This window comes from Myxococcus sp. AS-1-15, assembly GCF_020037055.1.
GTDB classification, from domain to species: Bacteria; Myxococcota; Myxococcia; order Myxococcales; family Myxococcaceae; genus Myxococcus; species Myxococcus fulvus.
Genome location: NZ_JAIQDF010000021.1, coordinates 1 through 24,431, shown reverse-complemented (window position 1 = coordinate 24,431; position 24,431 = coordinate 1). Strand labels below are relative to the sequence as shown.

17 protein-coding genes are annotated in these 24,431 nt (G+C 67.6%); 11 read left to right on the top strand and 6 right to left on the bottom strand.

The genetic code is table 11. The features are described from left to right. The first annotated feature begins 4 nt into the window (after positions 1–4). On the top strand, positions 5–1,762 hold the full coding sequence (asnB, locus tag K8625_RS38655) for an asparagine synthase (glutamine-hydrolyzing) (protein WP_223785534.1): 1,758 nt from the start codon (positions 5–7) through the stop codon (positions 1,760–1,762). 51 nt (positions 1,763–1,813) lie between these two features. Here the strand turns inward: asnB and K8625_RS38650 are convergent, their stop codons facing one another. From K8625_RS38650 to K8625_RS38625, 6 genes are read right to left on the bottom strand one after another with little or no spacing between them, the layout of a single operon-like run. Then, positions 1,814–2,827, bottom strand: coding sequence for a phosphotransferase enzyme family protein (locus K8625_RS38650; protein ID WP_141330216.1), 1,014 nt, complete (start codon positions 2,825–2,827; stop codon positions 1,814–1,816). An 8-nt stretch (positions 2,828–2,835) separates the two neighbouring features. Continuing rightward, positions 2,836–4,584: a hypothetical protein gene (locus K8625_RS38645; RefSeq protein ID WP_223785533.1), complete on the bottom strand. Its 1,749-nt coding sequence runs from the start codon at positions 4,582–4,584 to the stop codon at positions 2,836–2,838. A gap of 6 nt (positions 4,585–4,590) precedes the next feature. After that, on the bottom strand, positions 4,591–6,072 hold the full coding sequence (locus K8625_RS38640; protein ID WP_223785532.1) for a TolC family protein: 1,482 nt from the start codon (positions 6,070–6,072) through the stop codon (positions 4,591–4,593). Continuing rightward, entirely contained in the window at positions 6,069–8,180 is a 2,112-nt protein-coding gene (locus tag K8625_RS38635; RefSeq protein ID WP_223785531.1) for an ABC transporter ATP-binding protein, read from the bottom strand. The genes K8625_RS38640 and K8625_RS38635 overlap by 4 nt, the downstream gene beginning before the upstream one ends. Beyond that, on the bottom strand, positions 8,177–10,936 hold the full coding sequence (locus tag K8625_RS38630) for an ATP-binding cassette domain-containing protein (protein ID WP_255666303.1): 2,760 nt from the start codon (positions 10,934–10,936) through the stop codon (positions 8,177–8,179). Before K8625_RS38630 ends, K8625_RS38635 begins: the two co-directional genes overlap by 4 nt. A 2-nt stretch (positions 10,937–10,938) precedes the next feature. Beyond that, on the bottom strand, positions 10,939–12,096 hold the full coding sequence (locus tag K8625_RS38625; RefSeq protein ID WP_223785529.1) for an HlyD family secretion protein: 1,158 nt from the start codon (positions 12,094–12,096) through the stop codon (positions 10,939–10,941). Between the two features lie 1,119 nt (positions 12,097–13,215). Between K8625_RS38625 and K8625_RS38620 the strand changes: the two genes are divergently transcribed. The 10 genes from K8625_RS38620 to istA form a co-directional block, all read left to right on the top strand. After that, positions 13,216–13,662: a hypothetical protein gene (locus tag K8625_RS38620; protein ID WP_223785528.1), complete on the top strand. Its 447-nt coding sequence runs from the start codon at positions 13,216–13,218 to the stop codon at positions 13,660–13,662. A gap of 82 nt (positions 13,663–13,744) precedes the next feature. Then, the gene (locus tag K8625_RS38615; protein ID WP_223785527.1) at positions 13,745–14,575 is read left to right on the top strand and encodes a hypothetical protein; all 831 of its coding nucleotides are present in this window, start codon (positions 13,745–13,747) and stop codon (positions 14,573–14,575) included. 149 nt (positions 14,576–14,724) lie between these two features. Then, positions 14,725–17,589: a type I restriction-modification enzyme R subunit C-terminal domain-containing protein gene (locus tag K8625_RS38610; protein WP_223785526.1), complete on the top strand. Its 2,865-nt coding sequence runs from the start codon at positions 14,725–14,727 to the stop codon at positions 17,587–17,589. Then, on the top strand, positions 17,586–19,142 hold the full coding sequence (locus K8625_RS38605; protein WP_223785525.1) for a restriction endonuclease subunit S: 1,557 nt from the start codon (positions 17,586–17,588) through the stop codon (positions 19,140–19,142). Before K8625_RS38610 ends, K8625_RS38605 begins: the two co-directional genes overlap by 4 nt. Then, positions 19,139–20,668: a class I SAM-dependent DNA methyltransferase gene (locus K8625_RS38600; RefSeq protein ID WP_223785524.1), complete on the top strand. Its 1,530-nt coding sequence runs from the start codon at positions 19,139–19,141 to the stop codon at positions 20,666–20,668. Before K8625_RS38605 ends, K8625_RS38600 begins: the two co-directional genes overlap by 4 nt. 212 nt (positions 20,669–20,880) lie before the next feature. Beyond that, the gene (locus K8625_RS38595; RefSeq protein ID WP_223785523.1) at positions 20,881–21,093 is read left to right on the top strand and encodes a helix-turn-helix domain-containing protein; all 213 of its coding nucleotides are present in this window, start codon (positions 20,881–20,883) and stop codon (positions 21,091–21,093) included. Next, the gene (locus K8625_RS38590; protein WP_223785522.1) at positions 21,077–21,391 is read left to right on the top strand and encodes an IS66 family insertion sequence element accessory protein TnpB; all 315 of its coding nucleotides are present in this window, start codon (positions 21,077–21,079) and stop codon (positions 21,389–21,391) included. Before K8625_RS38595 ends, K8625_RS38590 begins: the two co-directional genes overlap by 17 nt. A gap of 4 nt (positions 21,392–21,395) precedes the next feature. After that, a complete protein-coding gene (gene tnpB / locus K8625_RS38585) occupies positions 21,396–21,761 on the top strand; it encodes an IS66 family insertion sequence element accessory protein TnpB (RefSeq protein WP_223785521.1) in 366 nt (121 codons plus the stop codon). A 40-nt stretch (positions 21,762–21,801) separates the two neighbouring features. After that, complete coding sequence (locus K8625_RS38580) at positions 21,802–23,211, top strand: IS66 family transposase (protein WP_223785520.1); 1,410 nt, start codon at positions 21,802–21,804, stop codon at positions 23,209–23,211. Positions 23,212–23,340: 129 nt separating this feature from the next. Further along, positions 23,341–24,431: IS21 family transposase (gene istA, locus K8625_RS38575; RefSeq protein ID WP_223785519.1), on the top strand; the 1,091-nt coding region annotated here is incomplete at its 3' end.

Below are 24,431 nucleotides of genomic sequence, written 5' to 3'. Positions count from 1 at the left end.
TGGCATGTGCGGCATCGCGGGGATGTTCGGAGGGGTGGACGAGCGCGTGCTCTCGCGGATGAGGCAACGCCTCGTCCACCGGGGGCCGGATGGCTCGGGCACGGCCGTGCTGGGCCACGCGGGCCTGACCAGCACGCGGCTGAGCCTGCTCGACTTCGAGACGGGCTCCCAGCCCATGCGAGGGCGGACCGGCCAGCCCGTGCTCGTCTACAACGGCGAGCTCTACAACCATCAGGCGCTGCGCTCCCGGCTGGAGGCGCGAGGCGTCCGGTTCGAGGGACGCAGCGACACGGAGGTGGTGCTGCGCGCCTTCGAGCACGAGGGGCTGCGCTGCGTCGAGGAGCTGGAGGGCATGTATGCCTTCGCGGCGACGGATGGCGAGCAGCTCTGGCTGGCCCGGGACGCGTTCGGCATCAAGCCGCTCCTCTACGCCCTGGTGGATGGAGGACGGCGGCTCGTCTTCGCCTCGGAGTTGAAGGCCCTGCTGGAGGAGCCCGCGGTGCCTCGCCAGCTGGACCGCGCCTCGCTCTTCGAGTGGTCCACGCTCCACAACGTGCTCGGGGACAAGACCTTCTTCCACGCGGTCCGCGAGCTGCCCGCCGGGGGCACCCTCACGGTGCGCCGCGGTCCGGAGGGGGTGTTGCAGCTCGAGCAGGGCCGGCACGGAGGGACGCGGCCCGTGGAGCTGCCCACGGAGCCCGAGGCGCTCGTGGAGGCGCTGCTCTCCCGACTGCGTGCCTCCGTGGAGGGGCAGCGGGTCGCGGACCACGCGGTGGGGGTCTTCCTCTCCGGCGGGCTCGACAGCTCCCTGCTCACCGCGCTGCTCACCGCGCAGGGGGATTCCCCGGTCCACACCTTCACCGCCGCGGAGTCCGTGGACCACCCCGACGTGCGGGCGAGCCGGGAGCTCGCGGCGCTGCTCGGCACCGAGCACCACGAGTACCTCTTCTCTTCCGAGCGGCTGGTGCGGGCGCTGCCCGAGACCATCGTCACCTTGGAGGCGCCCATGGAGGCCTCCCTCGTGGAGAGCGCGGCGCCGCACATCCGAGGCCACGTCAAGACGGTGCTCTGTGGCGACGGCGCGGACGAGCTGTTCGCCGGCTACGCCGTCCATGCCTCCCCCGAGCCGTGGGTCCGCTCCTCGATGGAGAACTACAACCGGCTCATCCGCACCCGCCGGGTGGCGCCGGAGGAGTGCCGCGAGACCAAGGCGGTGCTCTCCACCCTGTCGACGCGGGAGCCGCAGGTGTTGCGCGAGGCCGTCCACCGCTTCTTCCTCGACAGCCCGCTGCGCTACTCCCACCTGCGGGTCTGGGACCACGGCTCCATGGCGCATGGCCTGGAGGTGCGGGTGCCGTTCCTGGACACCCGGGTTCGCGACCTGGCCCTCGCGCTGCCGTGGTCCTGGCGCCTGCGAGGAGAGACCCGGAAGGTGCTGCTGCGCGAGGTCGCCCGACGCGTGCTGCCCGCGTCCATCGCCGAGCACATCATCCAGCGTCCGAAGCTCGCGGCGCCCTCCGCGGTGGCGGGTGCCTCCGAGCAGCTCAGGCGGCTCGCGGAGACGCTCGTTCCGGCGGAGCACCACGAGGGACATCCCTTCAGCCATTACTGCGCCCGTCCCATCGACCTGCTGCGGCTCGACCTGTTCATCCTCCTCTTCGTCGGACGAGGAGGCAGGCTGCCCGAGGGCTTCCGCACGGAGGACCTCTATGGCGCGTACCGCGAAGAGCTCCTCGCGGCGCTCGCGCGGGCCGCCGGCTGAAGCGCGCGCGCCTCGCGCGGCACGCTCTCGACAGGGGCCCCCTCCCTCACGCTAGAAGCGCGTGAAGTCAATCTGCAGGACGGGGGTGTCCGCTTCGATGTCGCGCTTGAACCGCCCCCACCGGTCGAGCGTGCTCTCGTCGAGCACGGCCGGGTCGCGATACTGGTGGAACAGCGCGTAGTTCATCGAGCGCTGGAGCGCGAGCAGGTCCGGCACGGCCGCGAGCCACTCGGCGTCCATCCGGCGGTGCTCCCGATACCCTTCGAGGAAAGGCCCCAGGAACGCGGTGACCGCCGCGTCCCGCGCATCCCGCTCCTCGCCTCGCGCGATGTAGAAGAGCAGGACCGCGATGTCCTTGACGAACCACGCATACTCGCAGTTGTCGAAGTCGAACGCGGTGATCTTCCCTTCGGCGAAGCAGAAGTTGTGCATGTGGAGATCGGCGTGGATCAGCCCGTAGCTCTCCGGAGTTCGCGGCAGCTGGTTCAGTCGCGCGATGATCGCCGCGGTGCGCTCGCGGACGAGCTTCTCCTCGGGGGGCGCGAACCGGTCGATGTCGACCACGTCGTACTCATGCCACTCCTGGCGCTTGAGCCGGGGGTTCGAGGGCGCGTAGGTCTGGGCGCGGTTGTGGAGCCGCGCGAACAGCCGGCCCAGGTCGCGGAACAGGGGGGGCTTCCAGTAGCGCTCCTTCAGCGGAGGCGCGTCGTCGAAGACGATGCCCGGCGCGCGCTCGAACGCGGTGGCGACGAAGTAGCTGCCGGGCTCGCGGTCCTCGATGCGCTCCACGAACTGCCCCGACTCGGAGAGGACCGGCGAGGCGATGGGGATGCGCGCGGCGGCCAGGTAGCGAACGAACTCGACCTCCCCCAGCGTGTAGTCGAGGGTTCGCCGCGTGCTGTGCGAGATGCGCAGGATCAAGCCCTCGCCGTCTTCGTTCTCCGCCTCGTAGACGAAGTTCTCGAAGGCCGTGAGCTCGGTGAGCTGCTCGGGCGAAAGGCCGTACCGGCGCGCGGCCTCATCGCGAATCGGTTCATGGAAGCGGCGGACGAGCTCTGGATGCATCGAACCCTCTAGTCCTTCAACGTGAGGCTGCTCTCTCCGTGACTCAGCACGGTCGAGGCAGCGTGGCTGGTGACCGAGATGCCCAGGCCGCGCGCGAGGGTCTCCGCCAACGGGGGGCCATTGCGCGGCCGCGTGAACGCGGCCAGGTCCGCGCCCGTCAGCGGGTGGTCCGAGCGCCGGAGCCGCTGGTTCAACATCGACTGCTCGCGCTCGACGACGCCCAGGCACCGACGCTCCAGGGCGAACGCGCTGGCGACGACCCCCGCGAGTTCACCGCGGAGCGGCTCCGCCACGACCTTGTCCGCCGGCAGCCCATGCGCGAAGAACTCGGCCAGTCGCCGCTGGCTCGTGGCCTGCTCCGCGGGGTCCAGCTTCGCCAGCGCGTCCAGCGAGGCACCCTGGGGCGTGCCCGGCAGGGCCTCGCCGATGCGCGCGAACAACCAGCGGCTGAGATTGATCTCCCGCTGGTAGGTCTCGGCGAGCGGGAAGTCGTCCCGGAGCAGCGGGTAGCGCGCGACGTCGATGGGCGCCTCCACGAACTCCTGCAGCGCGGTGCGCGGGAGGTGCCCGGCGAACGCCGCCCGGAGCCGCTCGTGAAGCAGCCCCTGGCTCGCCCCGAGGAAGCGGACCACCGCCTCGACGCGCTGCCCGAGCAGACCGTAATCGAGCGCGGCGTCGAGATCTCCCAGGCGCGCCGCGATGTCGGGCTGGACATCGATGGGCGCCGGGGCCAGGCCGGTCAACACCTGCATGTACTCGTTGATCAGCGCCGGCGGTCCGGCGCACACGCCGTGCGGACCATGGAAGACCGCGTGACGCTCGGCGTAGTCCACGATGGTCTGCGCGGTGACGGGCTGCTCGGGGGCGTCGCGCACCAAATCATTGGTGACCAGGCGGACGCCGTCGATCAACCGGAACATGGCCGCCAGTCCGCTGTCGAGCTCGCCGTTCCGCGCCGGATCGACGCCCCGCACCATCACGTACCCCACCGACGCGAGCGTGCAGACGACCTGCATGTGGAGCTCGCCCGCGGTGAGCACGCCTGGGGTCCGAGGCGGCATGCGCGTGAGGAAGGCCCGGCGGAACTGCTCGGTCAGCGAGAGCAGCTCCGGCCACTGACGCGCCATGGCCTTCATCGCCGTTACGTTCATCGGGAGCTCGCTCTGATAGCGGCTCCCCGCGTAGTGGCACTGCTTGCGCACGGTCGGGAGGTCGAGGAACAACGTGCGCGGTGTGACGTTGTTCTCGCCCACCTGCCGGCCATCACCGTCGACCGCCGGATGCGCCACGCGGTAGACCGGCACGACGACCTCGAGGTTCGACAGCTCGAAGGCCCGTCCGAACGCCTGTTCCGTCAGCACGGGGCAACGATTGTCGTGGGCGCTGAACGTGAGCGGCTCACGCCCGGCGGGCACCTCTCCCAACCGCTCGGGATACGACACCGCGGCGCGGCTCGCGGGCCCATCCGAGACCCGCCGCAACACCCGCTGCTCCATCAACATCTCGAGCAGGTCCCGGATCTTCTCCCAGGAATGGGGCGCGCCGTCCGACCACGCCATGGCATCGGAGGCCTGGAACTGCTCGACCTGGAGCAGCTTCTCGCCCAAAGGCGCGATGTCCGGCTCGTCGAAGATGAGCTCCACCTCGCCATAGAAGAGGTGCAGGACCTTCTGGCCATCGCCTGCGTCGAGCCGGTCGTGCGTGAGCCGCCTTCGATTGGGAATGTAGAGCATCTCATCCGCTTGCAGCTGTGCCATGGCTTCTCACTCCCGCTTCAGTGTGACGTCGCGCGACCAGGTGCCGCCGAGCGAACGATAGACCGCGACGCGATGGTTGAGCAGCAGCCGTTGTGCTTGCAGACTCGCGCGCTCGAGCCCGACCAGGTTCGTCAGGGCGGAGAGCACCGTCAGGTAGTCCGAGCGCCCCTGCTCGAAGAGCCGCCTCGCCTCGTCCAGGAGCTGCTGCCCCAGCAGGACCTGCGCACGCAGGGCGCGCAGGCTCGTCGCCCCGGTCTCCTCCTGGACCACGGCATCCTGCACCCGGCCGATCGCCGTGTTCAGCGCGAGCTCGTATTGGACGTGGCGACGGTGGAGCTGGATGGGCAGTCGCTTGTGCTCGGTGAAGCGCCTGCCATCGAACATCGCCCAGGTCAGGTTCACGCCGACGACGGACTGGTGGAGGACCGGCTCCGAGAGGCCGACCTTCGCGGCGCCCACGCTGCCCACCAGCTGGATCACCGGAAGCCAGCTCGCCCGGTTCGCGTTGATGCGGTGCTCGACCTCGGCGACGCGCAGCTCCTGGAGCCGCATCTCCGGCGTGTTCGCGTTCAGGTCTCCTGGCGTTCCGAGGTTGGGCGAAGGCGGGAGATCTGGAAGCTGTCGCTCGAGGGGAACGATGTCGTCCGCGGGGCTGGGGACCCGGCCCAGCAGCGCCTTCAGCTCCGAGTTCAAGAGCGCGTTCCGGGCGGAGATGAGCGGCACCTGCGCCTCGAGGTTCAAGAGCAGCTGCTCCTGCTGCAGCACCGCGAGCCGGGGCGTGAGGTGCTGCTCGAACCGCGCTTGAATCAGGCGGAGCAGCTCTTTGTTGTAGTCGATCTGCCGCTGAGTGAGGTCCCTGAGCGCGCGGGCCTCGAGGATGTCGAACCAGACCTGGGCGATGCGCTGCGCGAGGTCCTGGACGCGGGCCTCGGTGAGCTGACGCTGCTGCTCGGCGAAGTTCAAGCCCGCGCTCCGCTGCGCGGCGAGGTTGCCGAACAGGTCGACCTGGTAGGTCAGACCGACATCGGCGGTGGCGATGCTGTACCGGGCCTGGGTCGCCGGCGCGGGCGGGACGATGGCGACGACCTGACTCAGCCCCGCCGGGTTGAGGACGCCGACCTGGAGCGGGTACCACCAACCTTGCGGCACGTTGGGGTCGAGCTGGTTCTCGTAGATGAGGTCCCGCACGTCGTGCAGGACCAGGCTGTTGCTGAAGCACTCCTGGATGGCCGCGTCGAGCGCCGGGTCGGCGAACGCCGACCACCAGACCTCGTCCTGGGTGACGTGCTCGGCGGGCCGCGCGGGCCCGCCCTCCTTCGACGGCCGCGGGTCTGGAGCCCCGCCCTCGGGTGCGGTGGACGGCGCGGGCGGCTCGATGGCGGTCGAGTAGCTGCTCGGTGCCGGTGGCGGGGTGACGACGACGGGACGGACCAGCCCACAACCGGAGAAGGTCGTCGCGAGGAGGGCGAGCGGGAGTCGAAGTCTCATGGGTGGCTGACGACCACGAGGGCTTTCGCGTGGTTGAGGACGCAGCGCTGCGCGACCCTCATGGTCTCCGGATCAAGTGAGGCGAAGCTCTCGTCGAGGATGACCAGCTCGACCCCCTGCAAGAGCGTGCGCGCGATGTAGAGCCGGCTCTTCTCGCCATGCGAGAGCTGCCAGCCGGTCTCGCCGATCATCTCCTCCAGGCCGGCGGGCATCTTGGCGATCAGCTCGTCCAGCCCGAGCTCCTTGCACAGCGCGGCGGCCTTGGCCCGCAGCTCGGGCGACGTCGGCCACTCGCGCCCGAGCAGGAGGTTGTACGCGAAGCTGCCGGACAGGACGTGGTTCTCGTGGAACTGCGGCGCGGCGGTGACACGCTTGCGCCAGCCCGAGGCGCCGAACGTCGCGCGGTCCAGCGCGTGCAACAGCATCACACCGCCCTGCGGCGAGCGCAGGCCCGTGAGCAGCGACACCAGCGTCGACTTGCCACCGCCGGAGGGGCCCTCCAGCAGGATGCGGTCGTCCTTCGCGATCTGGAACGAGCAGTTCTCGATGACCGGCCGGGTGCGCGCGTCGTGCCGGAAGGTCACGCCCCGCGCCTCGATGAGCGTCCCACTGTCGGCGTCCGTGGGCTTGCCTCCCTCCATCTCGAGGGGGACCTTCGATTCGAGCTCGGGGCGGCCCACCGCGGCCAGCAGGTCGCGGATCTGCTCGAACGACACCGCCGCCTGGGAGACCTGCTGGAAGTAGACGGCGACCTCGTCGAAGGCCCGCAGCGCGAGCAGGATGCCGCCCACGGACACCGCCAGCGCGCTGGCATTGGCCGTCCCGGTGCTGAACGCCGGCAGCAAGGTCAGCAGGGCGAGCACCAACCAGCCGTCGCGCAGCAGCGCGGTCAGCTGCATGGTCCGGCGGTCCATGACCTTCGAGACCTCGGAGTAGGCACTCAAGCGGATGTCTTCGCCATCGTGCCAGCGCTCGAGGGGGAGCTGCGCCAGCCGCGTGCGATGGCCGAGCATGCGCTCGAGCAGGTCGTGGGTGATCTCGACGCGCGCGCTCGACCACGCCCGCTGGACGCCGTAGTGACGGCGCGCGAGGACGAACGCGACCACGACCCACAGCACGAGCACCAGCGTCTGGGGCCACCCTCCCGCCCCGAGCACGAGGATGCCCCCCGCCAGGACCAGGTCGACGAGCGACAACACCGCGAGCAGGGCGCCGCCGACCGCGAGCTGCTCGACGACCTCGGACTCGGCGACGCGGCCGAAATGACGGCCGATGCCGTCCAGCCGCACCTCGTCGGGGGTCAGCTTGAGGGTTCCCGTGAGGAGCTGCTGCTTGAGCAGCGTCCCGAGCCGGATGGAAAACACGCCCTGCCACCACACCTCGAGCATGCGCAGCGGAATCGCGCACGCGATGACGGCGATCCACCCCAGGAACCAGCCGGTCTCCAGGTGGGCCTGGAGCGCGGCCCGGCCGAGCAGCCAGAACGAGAAGGCCAGCACCAGCGAGAGCAGCGTGTGGCTCACGAGGATGCCGGCGATGAGCGACGGGATGTCGCCGAGCAGCGTCCGCCGGCTCGCGGTGCGCCGGGGGCGCATGATCCAGCCGGTGCGCAGCTGCGCCTGGCCGAGCCGCTGCAGCAGCATCTGTGAGCGGGCGTGCTCGCGCGCGCGGGGCGACATCTCCACGCCGCCAAGCAGCTGGTCGACCTCCGCGGCGGTGGCCTCCTGCTCCTCGCGCAGGAGCGTGAGCGCGCTCTTCTTCGGGACCAGGACGGCGGTGCCGTCGCACGCGAGCAGGCGCAGCTTCCCGCGCCGTGTCCCCAGCAGCACCAGATAGGACGGGACGCCGTCTCGCCGGACCTGGAGGATGCAGGGCGCGGCGCGCGCGAGGACGTCGGGCAGCTCATGGTAGAGCGGCGTGATCGGCTCGAGTTCCACGCCGAGCCGGTCTCCGAGCGCGAACATCCAGACCCGGCTCGGCTCGACGGCCGCCGCGGGCGGAGCTATCTCGCCCCCGGCCCTGCCATAGCCTTGCCGCTGCGCCAGTTGCTCCAGCGCGTCCGGCAGTCGCTCGACCGGCCACAACAGGTCGGAGTTCGCGCGCGTCATCCCACCAGCTCCAACCCGCCCGGGCCGGGCTTCGCGGCAGGCGTCTCCACCGGCTCTGGCGCTGGCGTCTCCGCCGGGTTCGGCGCCGGCCTCTCCACCAGCTGGCCGCCCGACAGCCACCAATGGCGCCAGCGCCCACCGCCCCACAGCAGGGTGCGATTCTCCTGGTCGGCGCGAAGGAGCACCGCGTACCGCGACTCCTGGTTCGCGAGCAGCTCCTTCGGCGACCCGTTCTCGAGGATCCGGCCGTTCTCGACCACGAGCACGCGATCGAACTCCTGGGTGTGCTCGACGTCGTGGGTGACACAGAGCAGCGTGATGTCCTTCCAGAGCCGCCGGGACTCGGCGAGCAGCCGCGCGCGCCGGTCGCGATCGAGACCACGAAAGGGCTCGTCGAGGATGGCCAGACGCACGCCGGAGCGAAGCATCGCGCGCGCCAGGCGCACGCGCTGACCCTGGCCACCGGAGACCAGCCCTCCGCCCTCGCCCAACGACGTCTGCAGCCCGTCTGGAAGCGCCTCGAGGATGTCGAGCATCTCCGCGCCCTTGAGCGCTCCCGACAGGGCCCAGCCGTGCGCGCCGTCGTTGCCGTACCGGAGGTTGTCGAGGAGGCTCTGGTTCCAGAGGCTGATCGCCGGGTCCACCCAGGCCGTGGTGCGCCGCAGCCGCTCGATGGCGACCTGGTCGAGCACCTGCCCGTCGACCCGGATCTCACCACGCGCCGGCCGGAGCCAGCCGAGCAGGAGGCCGACCAGCGTCGACTTGCCTGCTCCGGAGACACCGACCACGGCCACGTGCTCGCCGGGGGCGATGTTCAAGGAGACCTTGTCGAGGATGGTGTGACCGCCGCCCTTCACGCGGACCTTCTCCATCACGATGGAAACGCCGCTCGCGTCGGCCGAGGCCGCGGGCGCGACGGGCGCCTGCACCGGCGCCTCGGGCCGGGCCTGCGGCTCCTTGATATCGCCGATGACGTCGAGGAGCCGGCGGACCCGGTTCATCGCGTTCGGGAACGCGCGGCTCAGCACCATCAGCCGCTGGCCGAGGATGGGGAAGCGCAGCGCCCAGTAGACGACCAGCAACACCAGCGAAGCCCGGCTCGTGCCCGCGAGGTACGAATAGACGAGCAGCATGACCAGGCCGTAGCTCACCAGCATCAGCACGCCCTCGAGCCCGACCGACAGCGTCTGCAGCCAGTAGCGCGCCTTGGTCCAGCTGACGAGCAAGGTCTCCTGCGCGCGGCGCAGCGACCGCTCGGCGCCGTGGATGCGGATCGGCGTGAGCCCGACGAGCGCGTTCAGGGTGAAGCCGCTGAGCGCGCCCGAGTGCATCTGCACGCGCAGGTCGGGCTCGAAGAGCAGCTTCTGGGCCATCAGGGGCACCAGCAGCGTGACCGCCGCGAGCGCGAGCACGATGTGCCATGCGTACGGCGCGGCCCAGATGAGCGCGACGGTGATGCTCACGACCTCGAGCGACAGGATCAAGGCCTGCGAGAGCAGGAGCGGCAGCGAGCGCATCGCCTGGATGTTGTGCGTTCGCGACGCCATGTCGGAGGCGAGCCGGCTCTGGAAATAGCGGTCCTCCATCTCCGGGAGCTTCTCGAAGTACGCCTTGCGCAGCCGCACCTCCAGCCGGCGGCCGATGCCGAGCAGCCCCAAGGAGATGGGGATCTGGATGAGCATGAAGCAGAGCGCGACGCCCGCGAGCACGGCCATGCCCGTCGCACGCTGCGCGAACGTGCCCAGGTCGCGCCCCAGGTCGAGCACGCCACGGAGCATCAGCGCTTGCAGGAGCCGCCCGAAGGTGGCGAACACCAGGCCCATCACAATCAGGCCCGGAACGAGCCACGAATCCTGGCCTCGAAGGCGCAGCAGCGTCCGCGCGGGGCTCACCTGCTTGGCGACGAGCTCCGTCGCCAGGTCGCTCGCGAGCACCGCCCTGGGCGCGTCCTCGCCCTCGCGCGGAGCCTCGCGCCAGCCGCGAATGCGCATCAGCACCGCGCCGGTCATCGACAGCTCGCCGTCCACCTCGGGGTTGGGGCGAACGGACCAATAGGTCGCGGGAATGGGCACCTCGCCGGAGGCGTCCTTCGCGACCATGGATTGCAGCAGACTGGCCGCCGTCCGGCCTCTCCGGACGGCGCCCGCGCGAATCATCGCCTCGGACGCCCGGCACGCGGCGTCGAGCCTGGCGATCGACAGGTACCCGGGGTCCTCGAGCGCCTGGGCCACCAGCGCCCGCGCCTGCGTCGCCCCCAGGTCCAGCAGGCGGCGCTCGAACGTGGCGACCGCCTCCTCGGACCCGGCCCACTCGCGCCAGCCGTCCGCCGGGACGGAGGTGGTGTGCTGGTACAGGTGGCTCAGCAGCGTCGAGATCCGGGTCCAGTGGCGGCCCGCCGCCGGGTCCATGACCTGGATGAACGGGCCGATGCGATTCCACAGCACCACGAAGTGCGGCCGCCCTCCCGCGCTGAGCGTGACGATGATGGCGGGAAGCGCCTTGGCTTCGGGGACCACCACGTGGTCCAGCGGGAGCATCACCTGCTCGGAGTCGAGCCCGAGCTGGTTGGCGACCTCATCCAAGGTGACGATCGAGGTGCCGTCGACGTCCGTCTGACACACCTCGCGGAGGACGCGATAGTTGAGCTCGGCGCCCATCCCCGCGAACAGGCTCTTGAGTGAAGCAGGGCCGCAATCCGTCGCCGAGATCTGGATCACCTCGGGAATGATTGAGGACCGACGCCTGGGAGGAGTCATGGTCAGCGGGCCTCGGCTTCGGGCCGAAACACGGTCACGGGCGGCTCATCGGGCTGCGGATTCCATTCGCCGACCGCCCGCATCAGCAGCGCGACGGGCGACGCCCGCGCGACCTCGACCTCCACCGACAGGGTCATGCCGTGGCGAAGCTGGATGCGGGGGTCCTCCGGCGGCGCGAACTTGAGCTCGACGCGCACCGTGCCCGGGATGGCCTCGGGCGTGGCGGTCTGGCCGGGCTCGGTCCCGACGGCGGTCACCCTGGCGGGGACCGTCCCGTAGATGGTCATCGGGTAGCCGTCGAGCTTGAGGCGCGCGGTCTGACCGGGCTCGATCAACCCGACGACCTCCTTCGGGAAGCGGGCGCGCACGCGCACCTCGGCGTCGCTCGCGACGATGGTGCCGACCCGCTGCCCGTCGGCGATGAATGCTCCCGAGCCGAGCTCCGCCACGTCGACCAGGTGGCCCGTGGCCGGCGCCCGGTACAGCTTCCGGTCAATCTGGTACTCGAGGCGGTCGATGGCGCCCTGGAGCTCCCGGATGCGCCCCTCGGCGCCCAGCGCCTCTCGCTCGAGCTCCAGCAGCTGCGCGGCGAGGGCTTGACGGCGCACGTTCTGCTCGCGCCGCAGTCGGGTGAGCGCCAGGCTCTGCGCCGCCTTCGCGGAGCGGAGCGCGTCGACATCGGTCGTGCGCTCGAGCTTCTCCATCTCGGAGACCGCGCCCGTCGGGCTCTTGAGGGCCAGCTCCGCGCGCTCCACCGCGAGCCGGTGCCTGGGCGCGAGCTCCTGCTCCCGCTCCAGCGCCTCCTTGATGGCCACCTCGTCCACCGCCGCCGTCAGGGCCGCCTCGTCGCGCTTGTTGGTGATCTGCTGGCGGATGATGGCGAGTTCCTTCTCGGTCGCGGCGAGCGTCGCCTGGCTCCGCTCGAGTTCGAGGCGTTCGGCCCGTGCGTCGAACTCGATGAGCAGGTCGCCTTCCTTGACCGTCTGGTCGAGCTTGAGCAACGAGCGCACGACCCTGCCCGCACTGGGCGGCTCGATGCGATGGACGGCGTTATGGGGCTCGATCCGCGCCTGTGAGCTGGCCTTGACGAGCGGGACCTTGGCGAACAACGACCAGGCGACGAGCCCGCCAGCACACAAGACCATCAGAGCGACGAACACGAGGCGCGTGTCCGACTCGTAGTTCAGGGAACGAAGGGTCCGCTCGAAGGGATATGCCATGGTCCGTGAACCCAAAGTCGCCTTAATGGTCGCGCCCTGTCAACACCTCGGCCGCTGCTTTGGGATTCACGCTCCCATTGCATGAATACAGGCATCTCGATGCGACAGGGACGTCGTCCACATCGCCGCAATGCGTCGCACATTGATCGTTTGTTCGATTTGACATCGAGCTTCGATTACACTTAGCGTTCGTCTTGAAAGGAGGCACGACATGAAGATCAAGATCCACGTCCGCGGCGGCCCCAAGGCGCGCTAGTAGTAGTGAGTCGTTGATGTCAGCTGTAAAGCTGGTCGTTCCTCGTTTCAGATGCACAGAGAGGGGTTGATGGGGATGATTCCATCAGCTCCTCTCTTTTTTATGTCGGGTGACGTCTTGAGTCCGCAGGTGCTCGGGCCTCAATCCCAACCTTGCAAGTCGGGCAGGCTCGCGCTCCATTTTTCATGCTCAGCCATACCGAGCCCGCATGGATGAGCGCATCGGCCTGATTGAAATGACTTCGCACCGTGACGGGTTTCGGTCGTGGTGAGCACCGCCTGCTCCACCCACCGCGCCTGGCGACGAGGGGAAGGGCCGAACCCGCGGCTCGACCCACCAGGTCGCGGGGATTCGACGAGGCCGGCCACCCTCCACATCGGCGCGGTCCGGAGGGCCGGCCTCACGCCCTCTCCGAGCCCAGGAGTCCGGACCTGAAGGCCCGGGCGCGGGAGGCCCCGCCGCCGGCGCCGTCCGCCATGGCCCGCCCCCCTCGTCCGCCCCGGGCACTCCTCCCGAGCCTCCCTGCGTCGAAGTCCTTGCGGCGGCGTCCTTGTCCCGCTATACGGGCGTCACTTTGTGGCTAGGTAGCTCACCTGGTTAGAGCGGCGGTCTCATAATCGCGGCCCTGCCCCTCACCTTCTGAACCCTTAGCCGTAACCCCCTATTCTGACTGACCGTAGGCCGTCGCTGGCGTTCGCACGTCACCGGCCCGGTCTGTACAGAATCCGTACAGGGGGCTAAGGGACCGGACCATCTGGGCGGGTCGTGAAGACCTCGATTCAACTTCGACAACGGAGCACTCTGTGACGAGCGACATCAGAGAGCTAGTTCGCAACTTCGCTGAGGCGGAACGAGCGCTGCGACAGGCAGTGGGCGGCAGAACGGTTGTTGAAGGCGTCGGCGAATGGATCGCGTGCAGGTACTACGGCGGGCAGTTGGCTCGTGGCAACACGAATGGCTTCGACCTCATTGCCGCCGACGGTCGCCGGATTCAGGCCAAAGCGAGAACGGCGGTTACTGCACCACAGTTCGAACATGAGCCTGGGCTGAACTTCGACCTCAGTCTCTGCATCTGGCTCTCGAAGGATCTCTCGAAAGTTCTCATGGCATGGGAAGTTACGCCTCAGGCCTTGAGGGCATCCGGTCGGTTCTCCAGCAAGGGAGACCCCATGATCACCCAGCCACAGCTCAGGCGCGGCGGGGACGGTATCACCGATGTCACTACGTCGGTGGCCAGAGTGTGGAACTGAAGCCGTCACTCGGACTCTTGCTCCGTGGTCCCCTCTGGAGTGTGGCGGCCATGGTACGGGACGGGCTGACGGGGGTGAGCGCGTGAACGAACTCGCGAAGAAGTTGGATGCGTATTGGACCAAGCTTGGTGCGGCCTGGGAAAAGAAACGGACCGGCATCGCGGCTGCGACGGGGTGGAAGTGCTTCAATCCGATCAAGGATGACAATGATTGGCACAGGTTGCGGCTTGAACTCTACCCCCCTGAGGAAGGCGGGCTCCTCGTGGTGGGGCTGAACCCCGGGCTCTATGGGATGCTGCAGACCGGGATGCCTCTCACGGATCAGTGCGTGATCGCCACGCGCCTGCCCAAGCTGCTCAATGCGCTACTGGCAGCGCGTAAGTGGAAGGGGGAGCGGGGGCAGGCGCCGGAAGAGCTGCTTCCGTTTCTGAACCCGAGCAACAACTCCGAGAACAGCTCCTGGCCGGTCTATGAGTTGCTGACAAATCTGTACGGCACTGCTGAGAAGGGGCTTGAGCGGGCGTTCTTTCTCAACCCGTGTCCCCTGGCCTTTGTGGATCCCAGGGTCGCAAAGCAGCACGGCCGCGCACCGGTGGAGAAGGACCTGAAAGCAGCCTTGCGCCAGACCAATTCGAAGATCGCCGACGATGAAGTCGCCGACTTCATCAAGAAGATGAACGAACGACGCTACCAGTGGACGTTCAAGGCCGCGAAGATCCTGAAGCCGGTCGGCATCCTTCTGCTTGGAGCCGATAATCGTGCACTCATGGAGAACAGGCTGAGAAAGAAACTTGCCGCCGCTGGTCTGAAGGTTGTTGTTACTTGGTACAACCACCCGAGAATGCCGATTCCGAGTTGGGCCAACGGCGCACGTGCGCGGCTCCGAGCAGAAGGCTTCCCGGAGCCGCAATAATAAGCGGACCACCGTGGGTTACGGTGGCAGTTCCCACAAGCAGATGAGGAGGGAGCGAGCGTGGCACCTGGGGCGGGTAGACGGCGCCTGCGCCAGCCCGCCGCCCGCTTGCACGCTCCCGTGTACCTTCGCCTATACTTAGGCCCCCAGTGTCTCCGACAGGAAGCAAGAACGCACCCGAGGCAAAGGCGCGGGAGAAGATCGACGCCCTGCTCGAAGAGGCAGGGTGGACGGTCCAGGACCGCGACGAGATGAACCTCACCGTTCCGGCCGTCGCGGTGCGGGAGTTCAAGCTCGAAAAGGGCCATGGCTTCGCCGACTACCTCCTCTTCGTGGATGGCAGGGCCGTCGGGGTATGCGAGGCGAAGCCTGCCGGAGTTCCCGTCCGTAACGTCGAGGTCCAGGCGAAGCGGTACGTGGATGGGCTGCCCCTGGCGCTGGAGGCTCCCCACAAACCGTTGCCCTTCGCCTACATCTCGACGGGCGAAGAGACCGCGTTCATCAACCACCTGGACCCACTACCGCGCACGCGGGAGGTCTTCACGTTCCACCGGCCCGAGACCCTCCGGGAGTGGCTGTCGGCCGATACGCTGGATGAATGGCTGAAGCGTTCGGGGGGCTTCTACACAAAGGCGGACGACACCAAGCCCTCGACCCTGCGCGCCCGTCTGCGGGCGATGCCCCCGGTCGACCTTCCCGGCATGTGGCCGAACAAGGTGAAGGCTGTCACCAACATCGAGAAGAGCCTCTTCGACGACCGGCCCCGCTCGCTCATCCAGATGGCGACGGGCACCGGCAAGACGCTCCTCGCGGTCACCGCGCTCTATCGCTTGATCAAGTTCGGCGGTGCCCGGCGCGTGCTCTTCCTCGTCGACCGGGCGAACCTCGGCGAGCAGGCGGAGAAGGAGTTCCAGGGCTTTCGGACGCCCGATGACAACCGGAAGTTCACGGAGCTGTACAGCGTCCAGCGGCTCACGTCGAATACCATCGGCTCGTCGAGCAAGGTCGTCATCTCGACCATCCAGCGGCTCTACTCAACCTTGAAGGGCGAGCCTGACTTCGATCCCGAGCAGGAGGCGCACACCCGCTTCGACAGCGACGACGTGTCGGCGAAGGAGCCGCTGCCGGTCGTCTACAACAAGGCCATTCCGCCCGAGTTCTTCGACATCATCTTCATCGACGAGTGCCACCGGAGCATCTACTCGCTGTGGCGGCAGGTGCTCGAATACTTCGACGCCCACCTCCTCGGGCTCACCGCCACACCGGCCAAGCACACCTACGGGTTCTTCCATGGGAACGTCGTCATGGAGTACCCGCACGAGCAAGCGGTGGCCGACGGCGCGAACGTCAACTTCGACGTCTACAAGATCCGCACGAAGATCACGGCACGGGGCTCGACGGTGGACGCGAGCCCAGGCGTCATGCTCGGCTACCGAGACCGGCTCACGCGCAAGGTCCGCTGGGCGGCTCCCGACGAGGACGTGAGCTACACCGGCAGCGACCTCGACAAGAACGTCGTCGCCATCGACCAGATCCGGCTCATCATCCGCACCTTCCGGGACAAGGTGCTGAAGGAGACGTTCCCCGAGCGGAAAGAAGTGCCGAAGACGCTGATCTTCGCGAAGGACGACAGCCACGCCGAAGACATCGTCCGCATCGTGCGCGAGGAGTTCGGCAAGGGAAACGAGTTCGCATCGAAGATCACGTACAAGGTGACGGGCACGAAGCCCGCCGACCTCATCCAGGGCTTCCGCAACAGCTACTACCCGCGCGTCGCCGTCACCGTCGATCTCATCGCCACCGGCACGGACATCAAGCCGGTGGAGATCGTGATGTTCATGCGCACGGTGAAATCGCGCGTGCTGTTCGAGCAGATGAAGGGGCGCGGCGTCCGCGTGATCAACCCCGACGAGCTTCGGGCCGTCACGCCGGATGCCAAGGCGAAGACGCGCTTCCTCATCATCGACTGCGTGGGCGTCTGCGAGGCGAAGCTCGCCGATACGAAGCCGCTGGAGAAGAACCCGAGCGTCCCGCTGAAGGACCTGCTGGAGCACGTCGCTTCGGGCGGTACCAACGACGACCACCTCTCGTCACTTGCGGGCCGCATCGCGCGGATCGACAAGCAGTGCGGCCCGGAGGACACGAAGCGCATCGCCGAGGTCACCGGAGGCATGACGCTGTCGGAGATCGCCTCCAGACTTCTGCATGCGGTGGACCCCGATGTGCAGGACGAAGAGGCCCGCAAGGTCTTCCACCTTCCACAGGACGCAGAACCGACCGACGAGCAGGTGAAGCAGGCGACCAAGCCGCTCAAGCTCGCGGCCACGAAGCCGCTCATGGGGATGCCCGAGCTGCGGAAGTTGCTCATCGAACTCCGCCAGAAGTTCGAGCAGATCGTCGATGAGGTCAGCATCGACACGCTCATCGAGGAGCAGACCGGCTATAGCGCCGAGGCGAAGGAGCGGGCGCAGTCGTTGGTGCAGTCCTTCGAGCAGTTCCTGAAAGAGCACATGGACGAGATCGAGGCGCTGCGATTCTTCTACTCGGTGCCCCACAAGAGGCGGCTCAAGTACAAGGACATCAAGGCGCTCGCAGACGCCATCTCGTCGCCGCCGAGGTCATGGACGCCCGACGCGCTGTGGCGGGCCTACGAGACCCTGGAGAAATCGAAGGTTCGGGGCGCATCGGCCGGGCGGCTCCTCACCGACGTGGTCAGCCTCGTGCGCTTCGCGCTGCACCAGGACGGCGAGCTGGTGCCGCACGCTGAGCGCGTGCTGGCGCGATTCGAGAACTGGTTTGCACAGCAGGCGAACAAGGGTAGGAAGTTCACCGATGAACAGCGCCGGTGGTTGGAAATGATGAGGGACCACATCGCCACGAGCCTGGAGGTCGAAATCGACGACTTCGATCTGAGTCCCTTCACGAACGAGGGTGGCCTCGCGCGGGCGAGCAAGGTGTTCGGCAGGGATCTGCACGCCGTTGTGCGCGAGCTGAACGAGGTGTTGGCTGCATGACGAAGCATCTGCCTAGCAACTGGGCCGAGGCGCTGCTTTCTGAAGTTACCGAGATCAATCCGCCGAATCCAAGCAAAGTGCCTTCCGACTCGGCTCTCGTCTCGTTCGTTCCTATGGCTGCCGTCGAGGAGATGACGGGGCGCATGGATGCGACAGTCGCCAAGAAGTGGTCCGAAGTCCGTAAGGGGTATACGCGCTTCCAAGAGGGCGACGTGGTGATGGCGAAGATCACCCCGAGCATGGAGAATGGTAAGGCCGCATTCGCGCGTGGCTTGATTGGCGGAATCGGTGCAGGGACGACAGAATTCCACGTCTTTCGACCACGCGAAGGAGTCGAGGGGCGATTCATCCTTCACTACCTCCTGCAAGAGAGCTTTCGTCGCCAGGCCCGGGCGCGGATGACTGGTACGGCGGGACAGCTCCGCGTGCCGATTCAGTTCCTGGAAGAGCAGCAACTTCCGCTGCCACCAACGAACGAGCAGCAGCGCATCGTCGATGCCGTCGAGAGTTACCTTTCTCGCTTCGATGCCGCCGTCGCAAGTCTCGAACGGGTCCATACCAAGCTGAAGGCGTACCGCGCCTCGGTCCTGAATGCCGCGGTGGAGGGCCGTCTGGTTCCAACTGAGGCGGAGATCGCCCGGCAAGAGGGTCGCGACTACGAGCCCGCTCAGGTGCTCCTGGACCGCATCCTCAAAGAGCGCCGCCGCCGCTGGGAGGAGGCCGAACTGGCCCGGCTGCAGAAGGCCGGGAAGCCGCCGAAGGACGACAAGTGGAAGGCGAAGTACGAAGAGCCGGCGCCGCCGGATGCGAGCAAGGCGCCGGAGTTGCCAGAGGGGTGGTGTTGGGTTCGACTTGAGCAGGTCACCGAGGTTCAACTTGGCCAGCAGCGCGCGCCTGTTCACGCTGGTGCTGAGGAGCAGATTCCGTACGTTAGAGCTGCCAACATCACTTGGGAGGGGCTGGACCTCTCCGATGTAAAGAAGATGGGGTTCCCCAATCCAGAACGATATCGTTTGAGGTGGGGCGACGTGCTTCTGTCTGAGGCCTCAGGCAGCCCGATGGAAGCTGGAAAACCTGCGATTTGGCGCGACGAGATCCCCGGCGCCTGCTACCAGAAGACCCTCCTGAGAGTTCGTGCGATTGATGAGCGCGCGCTCCTGCCGGAGTTCCTCCGGCTCGTTTTTCTCCGCGACTGTGTGACTGGAAAGTTCGCGCGGCTCGCTCCTGGCGTCGGCATCGTCCACCTGACTGCGGAGCGAATGCTTGTGTGGCTGATACCGCTTCCTCCCGTCGAGGAGCAAAGGCGTATCGTCGAGGAAGTCGAGCGCCTGGAATCGGTTCAAAGGGTATCAATGAAAATGGTGGCGGATACTCAACGGCGAACTGTACGCCTCCGACAGTCGATCCTTAGATGGGCATTCGAGGGCAAGCTCGTCGACCAAAACCCCAGCGACGAACCCGCAGAGAAGCTCCTCGCGCGCATCAAGGCTGAGCGCGCAACCGCAGCTCCCGTCAAGGAGTCCCGAGCCCGCAAGGCGAAGGCTGCATCATGAGCGAACAGAGCGAGCGCATCGTCAAGAAGCTGTGGAGCTATTGTCAGGTCCTTCGTGACGACGGCCTGTCGTACCAGGACTACCTGGAGCAGTTGACGTTCTTGCTCTTCCTGAAGATGGCCAACGAGCGGGCCAAGCTCACGGGCGAGGAGCAGCCCATCCCGAAGGGCTACCGCTGGGAGGAACTCTCCAACCCGAAGATGGAAGGCGTGAAGCTGGAGCAGCACTATCGCGACACGCTGAAGAAGCTCGGCGAGCAGGGCGGGATGCTCGGCCTCATCTTCAGGAAGTCGCAGAACAAGATCCAAGACCCGGCGAAGCTCCGCAAGCTAGTCGTCGATCTCATCGGCAACGAGTCGTGGTTGGAGATGACCGCCGACGTGAAGGGCGACGCCTACGAGGGCCTCCTCGAACGTAACGCGCAGGACGTGAAGGGTGGCGCGGGCCAGTACTTCACCCCTCGGCCGCTCATCGACGCCATTGTGGACTGCATCCAGCCGAAGCCGGACGACGTCATCGCCGACCCGGCTTGCGGCACCGGCGGCTTCCTGCTCTCGGCGCACCACTACCTCGCCACGAAGTACAAGCTCGACAAGGAGCAGAAGAAGCACCTGCGATACGAGGCGCTCCGCGGCACCGAACTCGTGGACGGCGTGGCCCGCCTGTGCGCCATGAACCTCTTCCTCCACGGCATCGGTCCTGATGACGACTCGCGGAAGCCGCCGATCCAGGGCGGTGAGGACTCGCTGCGCAACGAGCCGTCGAGCCACGTCAACGTGGTGCTAACGAACCCGCCGTTCGGAAAGAAGTCGAGCATCACCGTCGTCAACGACGAGGGTGAGACGGACAAGGAGACCATCACCTACAACCGGCCCGACTTCTGGACGACGACGAGCAACAAGCAGTTGAACTTCGTCCAGCACGTCAAGTCTATGCTCAAGATCCACGGGCGCGCCGCCGTTGTCGTGCCCGACAACGTGCTCTTCGAAGGCGGGGCGGGCGAGAAGATCCGGCGCAAGCTCTTGCAGGAGTGCGAGGTCCACACGCTGCTCAGGCTGCCGACGGGCATCTTCTACGCACAGGGCGTGAAGGCGAACGTGCTCTTCTTCAACCGCAAGCCGGGTGCGAACGAGCCTTGGACGAAGAAGCTCTGGATTTACGACCTGCGCACGAACAAGGACTTCACGCTAAAGACGCGGCGCATGACGCGCGCCGACCTCAACGAGTTCGTCGCCTGTTACAACCCGGAGAACCGCAGCCAGCGCAAGCCGCTCTGGGACGAGAAGCAGAACCCAGAGGGCCGGTGGCGCGTGTTCACCTACGAGGAACTAGTCGCGCGGGACAAGTGCAGCCTTGACATCTTCTGGCTGAAAGATGAGAGCTTGGAGGACTCGACCAAGCTGCCGGACCCACCTGTTGTCGCAGCGGAGATTGCCGACGATTTGCGGTCGGCGCTGGAGCAGATCGAGAGCGTGCTGGGGGACCTGAGCAAGCGTGTGCGGAAGGTTTCGTCTGCGGCTGAATGAGCCTCCACACCAGTGAAGTACAACTAGCGGCATCACACGTACCTGGACAGCATATGTGTTCGCCTGCGTGTGTGGAGACAGGCGGCGGGGGTTGGCGTCCGTGAAGGAATTGAGAGGGGTGCGCGCGATTCTGGAGCACCTGGGACTGCCCACGGCTGGTGTGACAGCGGAGCTCGGTTGAGCCGATCCTTCGGGCGTGATCTGCTCGGGGGATGACCCGACCGATTTCCGAGGACTTACGTCGCCGCATCCTCAAGGTGCGGGAGACGACCGGCAAGACGTACGAGGAATTGGCCGAGCAGTTCCAGGTCGGCCGCGCCACGGTGAATCGGTTGCTGCGTAACCGTCCGGCGAGCGACGTGGCGAGAGGCATTGCCGGGGTAGCAGTCGTGGTGGACCCTGGCCGGAATGTCGAAGCCGGTTGAGAAGCAGGAGTGGTTCCGAGTCGCCGAAGCCTTCGAGGCGAGCGGCCTGACGCAGAAGGAGTTCTCCGCGCAGCGAGGGCTGAGGCTGAGCACGCTGCAGTCGTGGGTGTACCGGCGGCGCCGCCAGCGCCCCCAGAAGACTCCTGCGGTGCGCCTGCTGCCGGTGGAGGTCTCCGCCGCTGCGAAGGAGACTCCCGTGCTGCTCGAGGTGGAGCTGGCGAGCGGAGCGCGGCTGCGGTTCCCGTCGGGCGCCGACGTCGACTACGTGGTCCGGCTCGTCACCGCGCTGAGCAGGTGAGCGAGTGTTCACGCTTCCGGCGTCCGTGCGCGTGGTGCTGGCCACCGAGGCGGTGGACATGCGCAAGTCGATTGATGGCCTCATGGCACTGGTGAAGTCCGCCTGGGGTGAGGACGTCTACTCCGGCCATCTCTTCGCCTTCGTCTCGAGGCGGGGCGACCGCCTCAAGGTGCTGACGTGGAGTCGGGGCGGCTTCGTGCTGCTGTACAAGCGGCTGGAGACGGGCCGCTTCCGGATGCCCAAGGTGGACGCGGACGCAAGCGCGGTGCAGTTGGACGCGACGCAGTTGGCAATGCTGCTGGACGGCATGGACGTCACCGAAGTCAAACGCTCGCCCGCCTGGACGCCGCCCGGGCGCACGTCCTCGTAGCGCGCGGGCACGCCGCTGGGTGGCGAGGTGTTGGCACCAGGTGCCACGAGAGCTGCCCCAAGACCACTTCTGCCCCTGGCGCGAGGAAGCCGAAGAGCTTCGCGAGCGGATGACCTCGCTGGAGGCGAAGATGGCGGCGCTGGAGCGGCGCGTCTTCGGCAGGAAGACGGAGAAGCTGCCGCCGGTGGCCATGGAGCTCAGGCCGTCATCCACCAGCCCGGAGGACGAGGCGGCCCGGGCCGCGAGCGCACTGCAGACGCGCCGCGAGCGCGCGGCACGCAAGGCCGCCGGGGCTGTGGAGCGCGAAGTCCCGCACGAGGTGCCCGCGGAGGAGCGGCGCTGCCCGGCGTGCGGCAGCGAGGCTTTGAAGCCCTTGGGAGAGGGGCGCCGGACGGTGGTGTACGAGTACGTGCCGGCCTTCTTCGAGAAGCAGGTACACGCGCAAGAAGTCCTGGCGTGCGCGTGTGGCCGAGGCGTCGTCACCGCGCCCGCGCCGCCCAAGGTGGTGGACAAGGGCGAGTACGGCCCGGGCCTCCTGGCGCACGTCGTCGTCTCCAAGTGCGCGGACGCCATGCCCCTGCACCGGCTGGCCCAGCGGATGGAGCGCGGCGGCGTCCCCATGAGCCGCAGCACGCTGACGGACCTCTTCCACCAGTCCGCCCAGACGCTGCTGCCGCTGTCCTCTCACCTCCTGCAGTGCATCGCCTCGGCGGAGGTGGTGTGGGCCGACGAGACGCCGCTGCGGGTGCTGGATGTGAAGAAGACGCGCCGGGGCTACCTCTGGACGTTTCTCACCCAGACGCCCCAGGGTGAGTGGCTCATCGGCTACCGCTTCAGCCTGGGCCGCGCGGGCAAGACAGCCAAGGACGTGCTGGGTGACACCACGGGCGCGCTCGTGGTGGATGGGTACACCGGCTACAACGCGGTGACGCTGCCGGAGGGCCGCACGCGCGTCGGCTGCTGGGCCCACCTGCGTCGTCGCTTCTTCGAGGCACTCTCTACCGCGCCCGAAGCCCGCGAGGCGATGGACTTCATCCTCGAGCTCTACCGCGTGGAAGCCCAGGCGCGGGACGCGGACCTCGTGGGCACCGCGGCGCACCGAGCGCTGCGCCAGGAGTCCAGCACTCGCATTCTCGCGCGTCTGTCGACGTGGCTCGCAGTCCAGACGCCGCGCCACCCGCCGAAGAGCCCCATGGGACAGGCCCTCTCCTACGCGACGAAGCAGTGGGAGGCCCTCACGCGCTTCGTCGACAACGAGCGGCTGCCTTTGAACAACAACCGCTCGGAGGCGGCGCTGCGAAAGGCAGCAACGCCCCGTTCATTCTGCCGTAAGCATCGCGGAAGTTGCCCAGGTCCAATACCAATGGCACCCCTTGGTGGGCCAGCAGGTTCCAGTCCTGTACCGAGAACATCGCAAAGGAGAGCAAGTCGCTATTTGCGAACTGCTTGATGGCTCGCGAGCGGTTGTCCCCGCCCTCAGTGGTCACCCAAAACCGGCCAATGAAGGTCCCCTGAAAAGCGGCCAAAGGGGAGGGCCGAGACGTTGACGCCCGGGTAGGACGTGGAGTCCGCCTGGGGGATGGGCAACGTCTTGAGCGACGAGAAGCAGCAGCAGGTCATCGCCCTGGGTCGGTTGGGCTGGAGTCTGAGACGAATCGAGGAGGCGACGGGGGTCCGCCGTGAGACGGCCAGCGGCTACCTGAAGGCGGCGGGAGTAGGAGTGCGTCCGCCGCGCCGGTGGGGCAAGACAAAACCGGCCAATGAGGGGACCACCGAGGTGCGTCCCGCGGGCGAGGCGTCCTCCTCGGGAGCAAAACCGGCCAATGAGGGGACCACCGACGCCGCACCGCGCAGCCGTGCCGCAGTCAGGCACCTGAGGGCGAGCATCGTCGCCCCGTACGTGGACCTGGTGCAGCAGCGGCTGGAGGTGGGCCGCAACGCGCGCGCCGTCTACGAGGAACTCGTCGACACGCAGGGCTACACGGGCAGCTACATCAGCGTGCGTCGCTTCGTGCGCGCGCTGAGGGACAGCCAGGGCCCGGAGGCCAAGGCCGTCATCCACACGGCGCCGGGCGAGGAGGCGCAGGTGGATTACGGAGAGGGTCCCATGGTGCGCCACCCGGAGACGGGGAAGTACCGGCGCACGCGCATGTTCGTCATGACGCTGGGCTACAGCCGCAAGTCGGTGAGGCTTTTGTGCTGGAAGTCCTCCAGCCGGACGTGGGCGCAGTTGCACGAGGAGGCGTTCCGCCGGCTGGGAGGCGTGGCGCGCACGGTGGTGCTGGACAACCTGCGCGAGGGCGTGCTGGCGGCCGACGTATACGAGCCGGCCCTCAATCCACTCTTCCGGGACGTGCTGGCCCACTACGGCGCCGTGGCCATGCCGGCGCGGGTCCGCCACCCGGACAGGAAGGGCAAGGTGGAGTCCGCGGTGGGGCACGCGCAACGCACGCCTCTGAAGGGCCTGCGCTTCGAGTCCCTGCCGGCCGCGCAGGCCTACCTCGACGCGTGGGAGGCCCGGTGGGCGGACACTCGAATCCACGGCACCACCAAGCGCCAGGTGGCGGCCATGTTTGGCGAGGAGCGTCCGCAACTGCTGCCCCTGCCGGTGGAGCCCTTCCGGTACTACGCCTTCGGCGAGCGCGTGGTGCACCTGGACGGGCACGTCGA

Excerpts from the sequence above, each read along its gene's own strand:
- asnB (WP_223785534.1), top strand. The coding sequence starts at position 5 with ATGTGCGGCATCGCGGGGATGTTCGGAGGGGTGGACGAGCGCGTGCTC.
- K8625_RS38650 (WP_141330216.1), bottom strand. The coding sequence starts at position 2,827 with ATGCATCCAGAGCTCGTCCGCCGCTTCCATGAACCGATTCGCGATGAG.
- K8625_RS38645 (WP_223785533.1), bottom strand. The coding sequence starts at position 4,584 with ATGGCACAGCTGCAAGCGGATGAGATGCTCTACATTCCCAATCGAAGG.
- K8625_RS38640 (WP_223785532.1), bottom strand. The coding sequence starts at position 6,072 with ATGAGACTTCGACTCCCGCTCGCCCTCCTCGCGACGACCTTCTCCGGT.
- K8625_RS38635 (WP_223785531.1), bottom strand. The coding sequence starts at position 8,180 with ATGACGCGCGCGAACTCCGACCTGTTGTGGCCGGTCGAGCGACTGCCG.
- K8625_RS38630 (WP_255666303.1), bottom strand. The coding sequence starts at position 10,936 with ATGACTCCTCCCAGGCGTCGGTCCTCAATCATTCCCGAGGTGATCCAG.
- K8625_RS38605 (WP_223785525.1), top strand. The coding sequence starts at position 17,586 with ATGACGAAGCATCTGCCTAGCAACTGGGCCGAGGCGCTGCTTTCTGAA.
- K8625_RS38600 (WP_223785524.1), top strand. The coding sequence starts at position 19,139 with ATGAGCGAACAGAGCGAGCGCATCGTCAAGAAGCTGTGGAGCTATTGT.
- K8625_RS38595 (WP_223785523.1), top strand. The coding sequence starts at position 20,881 with ATGACCCGACCGATTTCCGAGGACTTACGTCGCCGCATCCTCAAGGTG.
- K8625_RS38590 (WP_223785522.1), top strand. The coding sequence starts at position 21,077 with ATGTCGAAGCCGGTTGAGAAGCAGGAGTGGTTCCGAGTCGCCGAAGCC.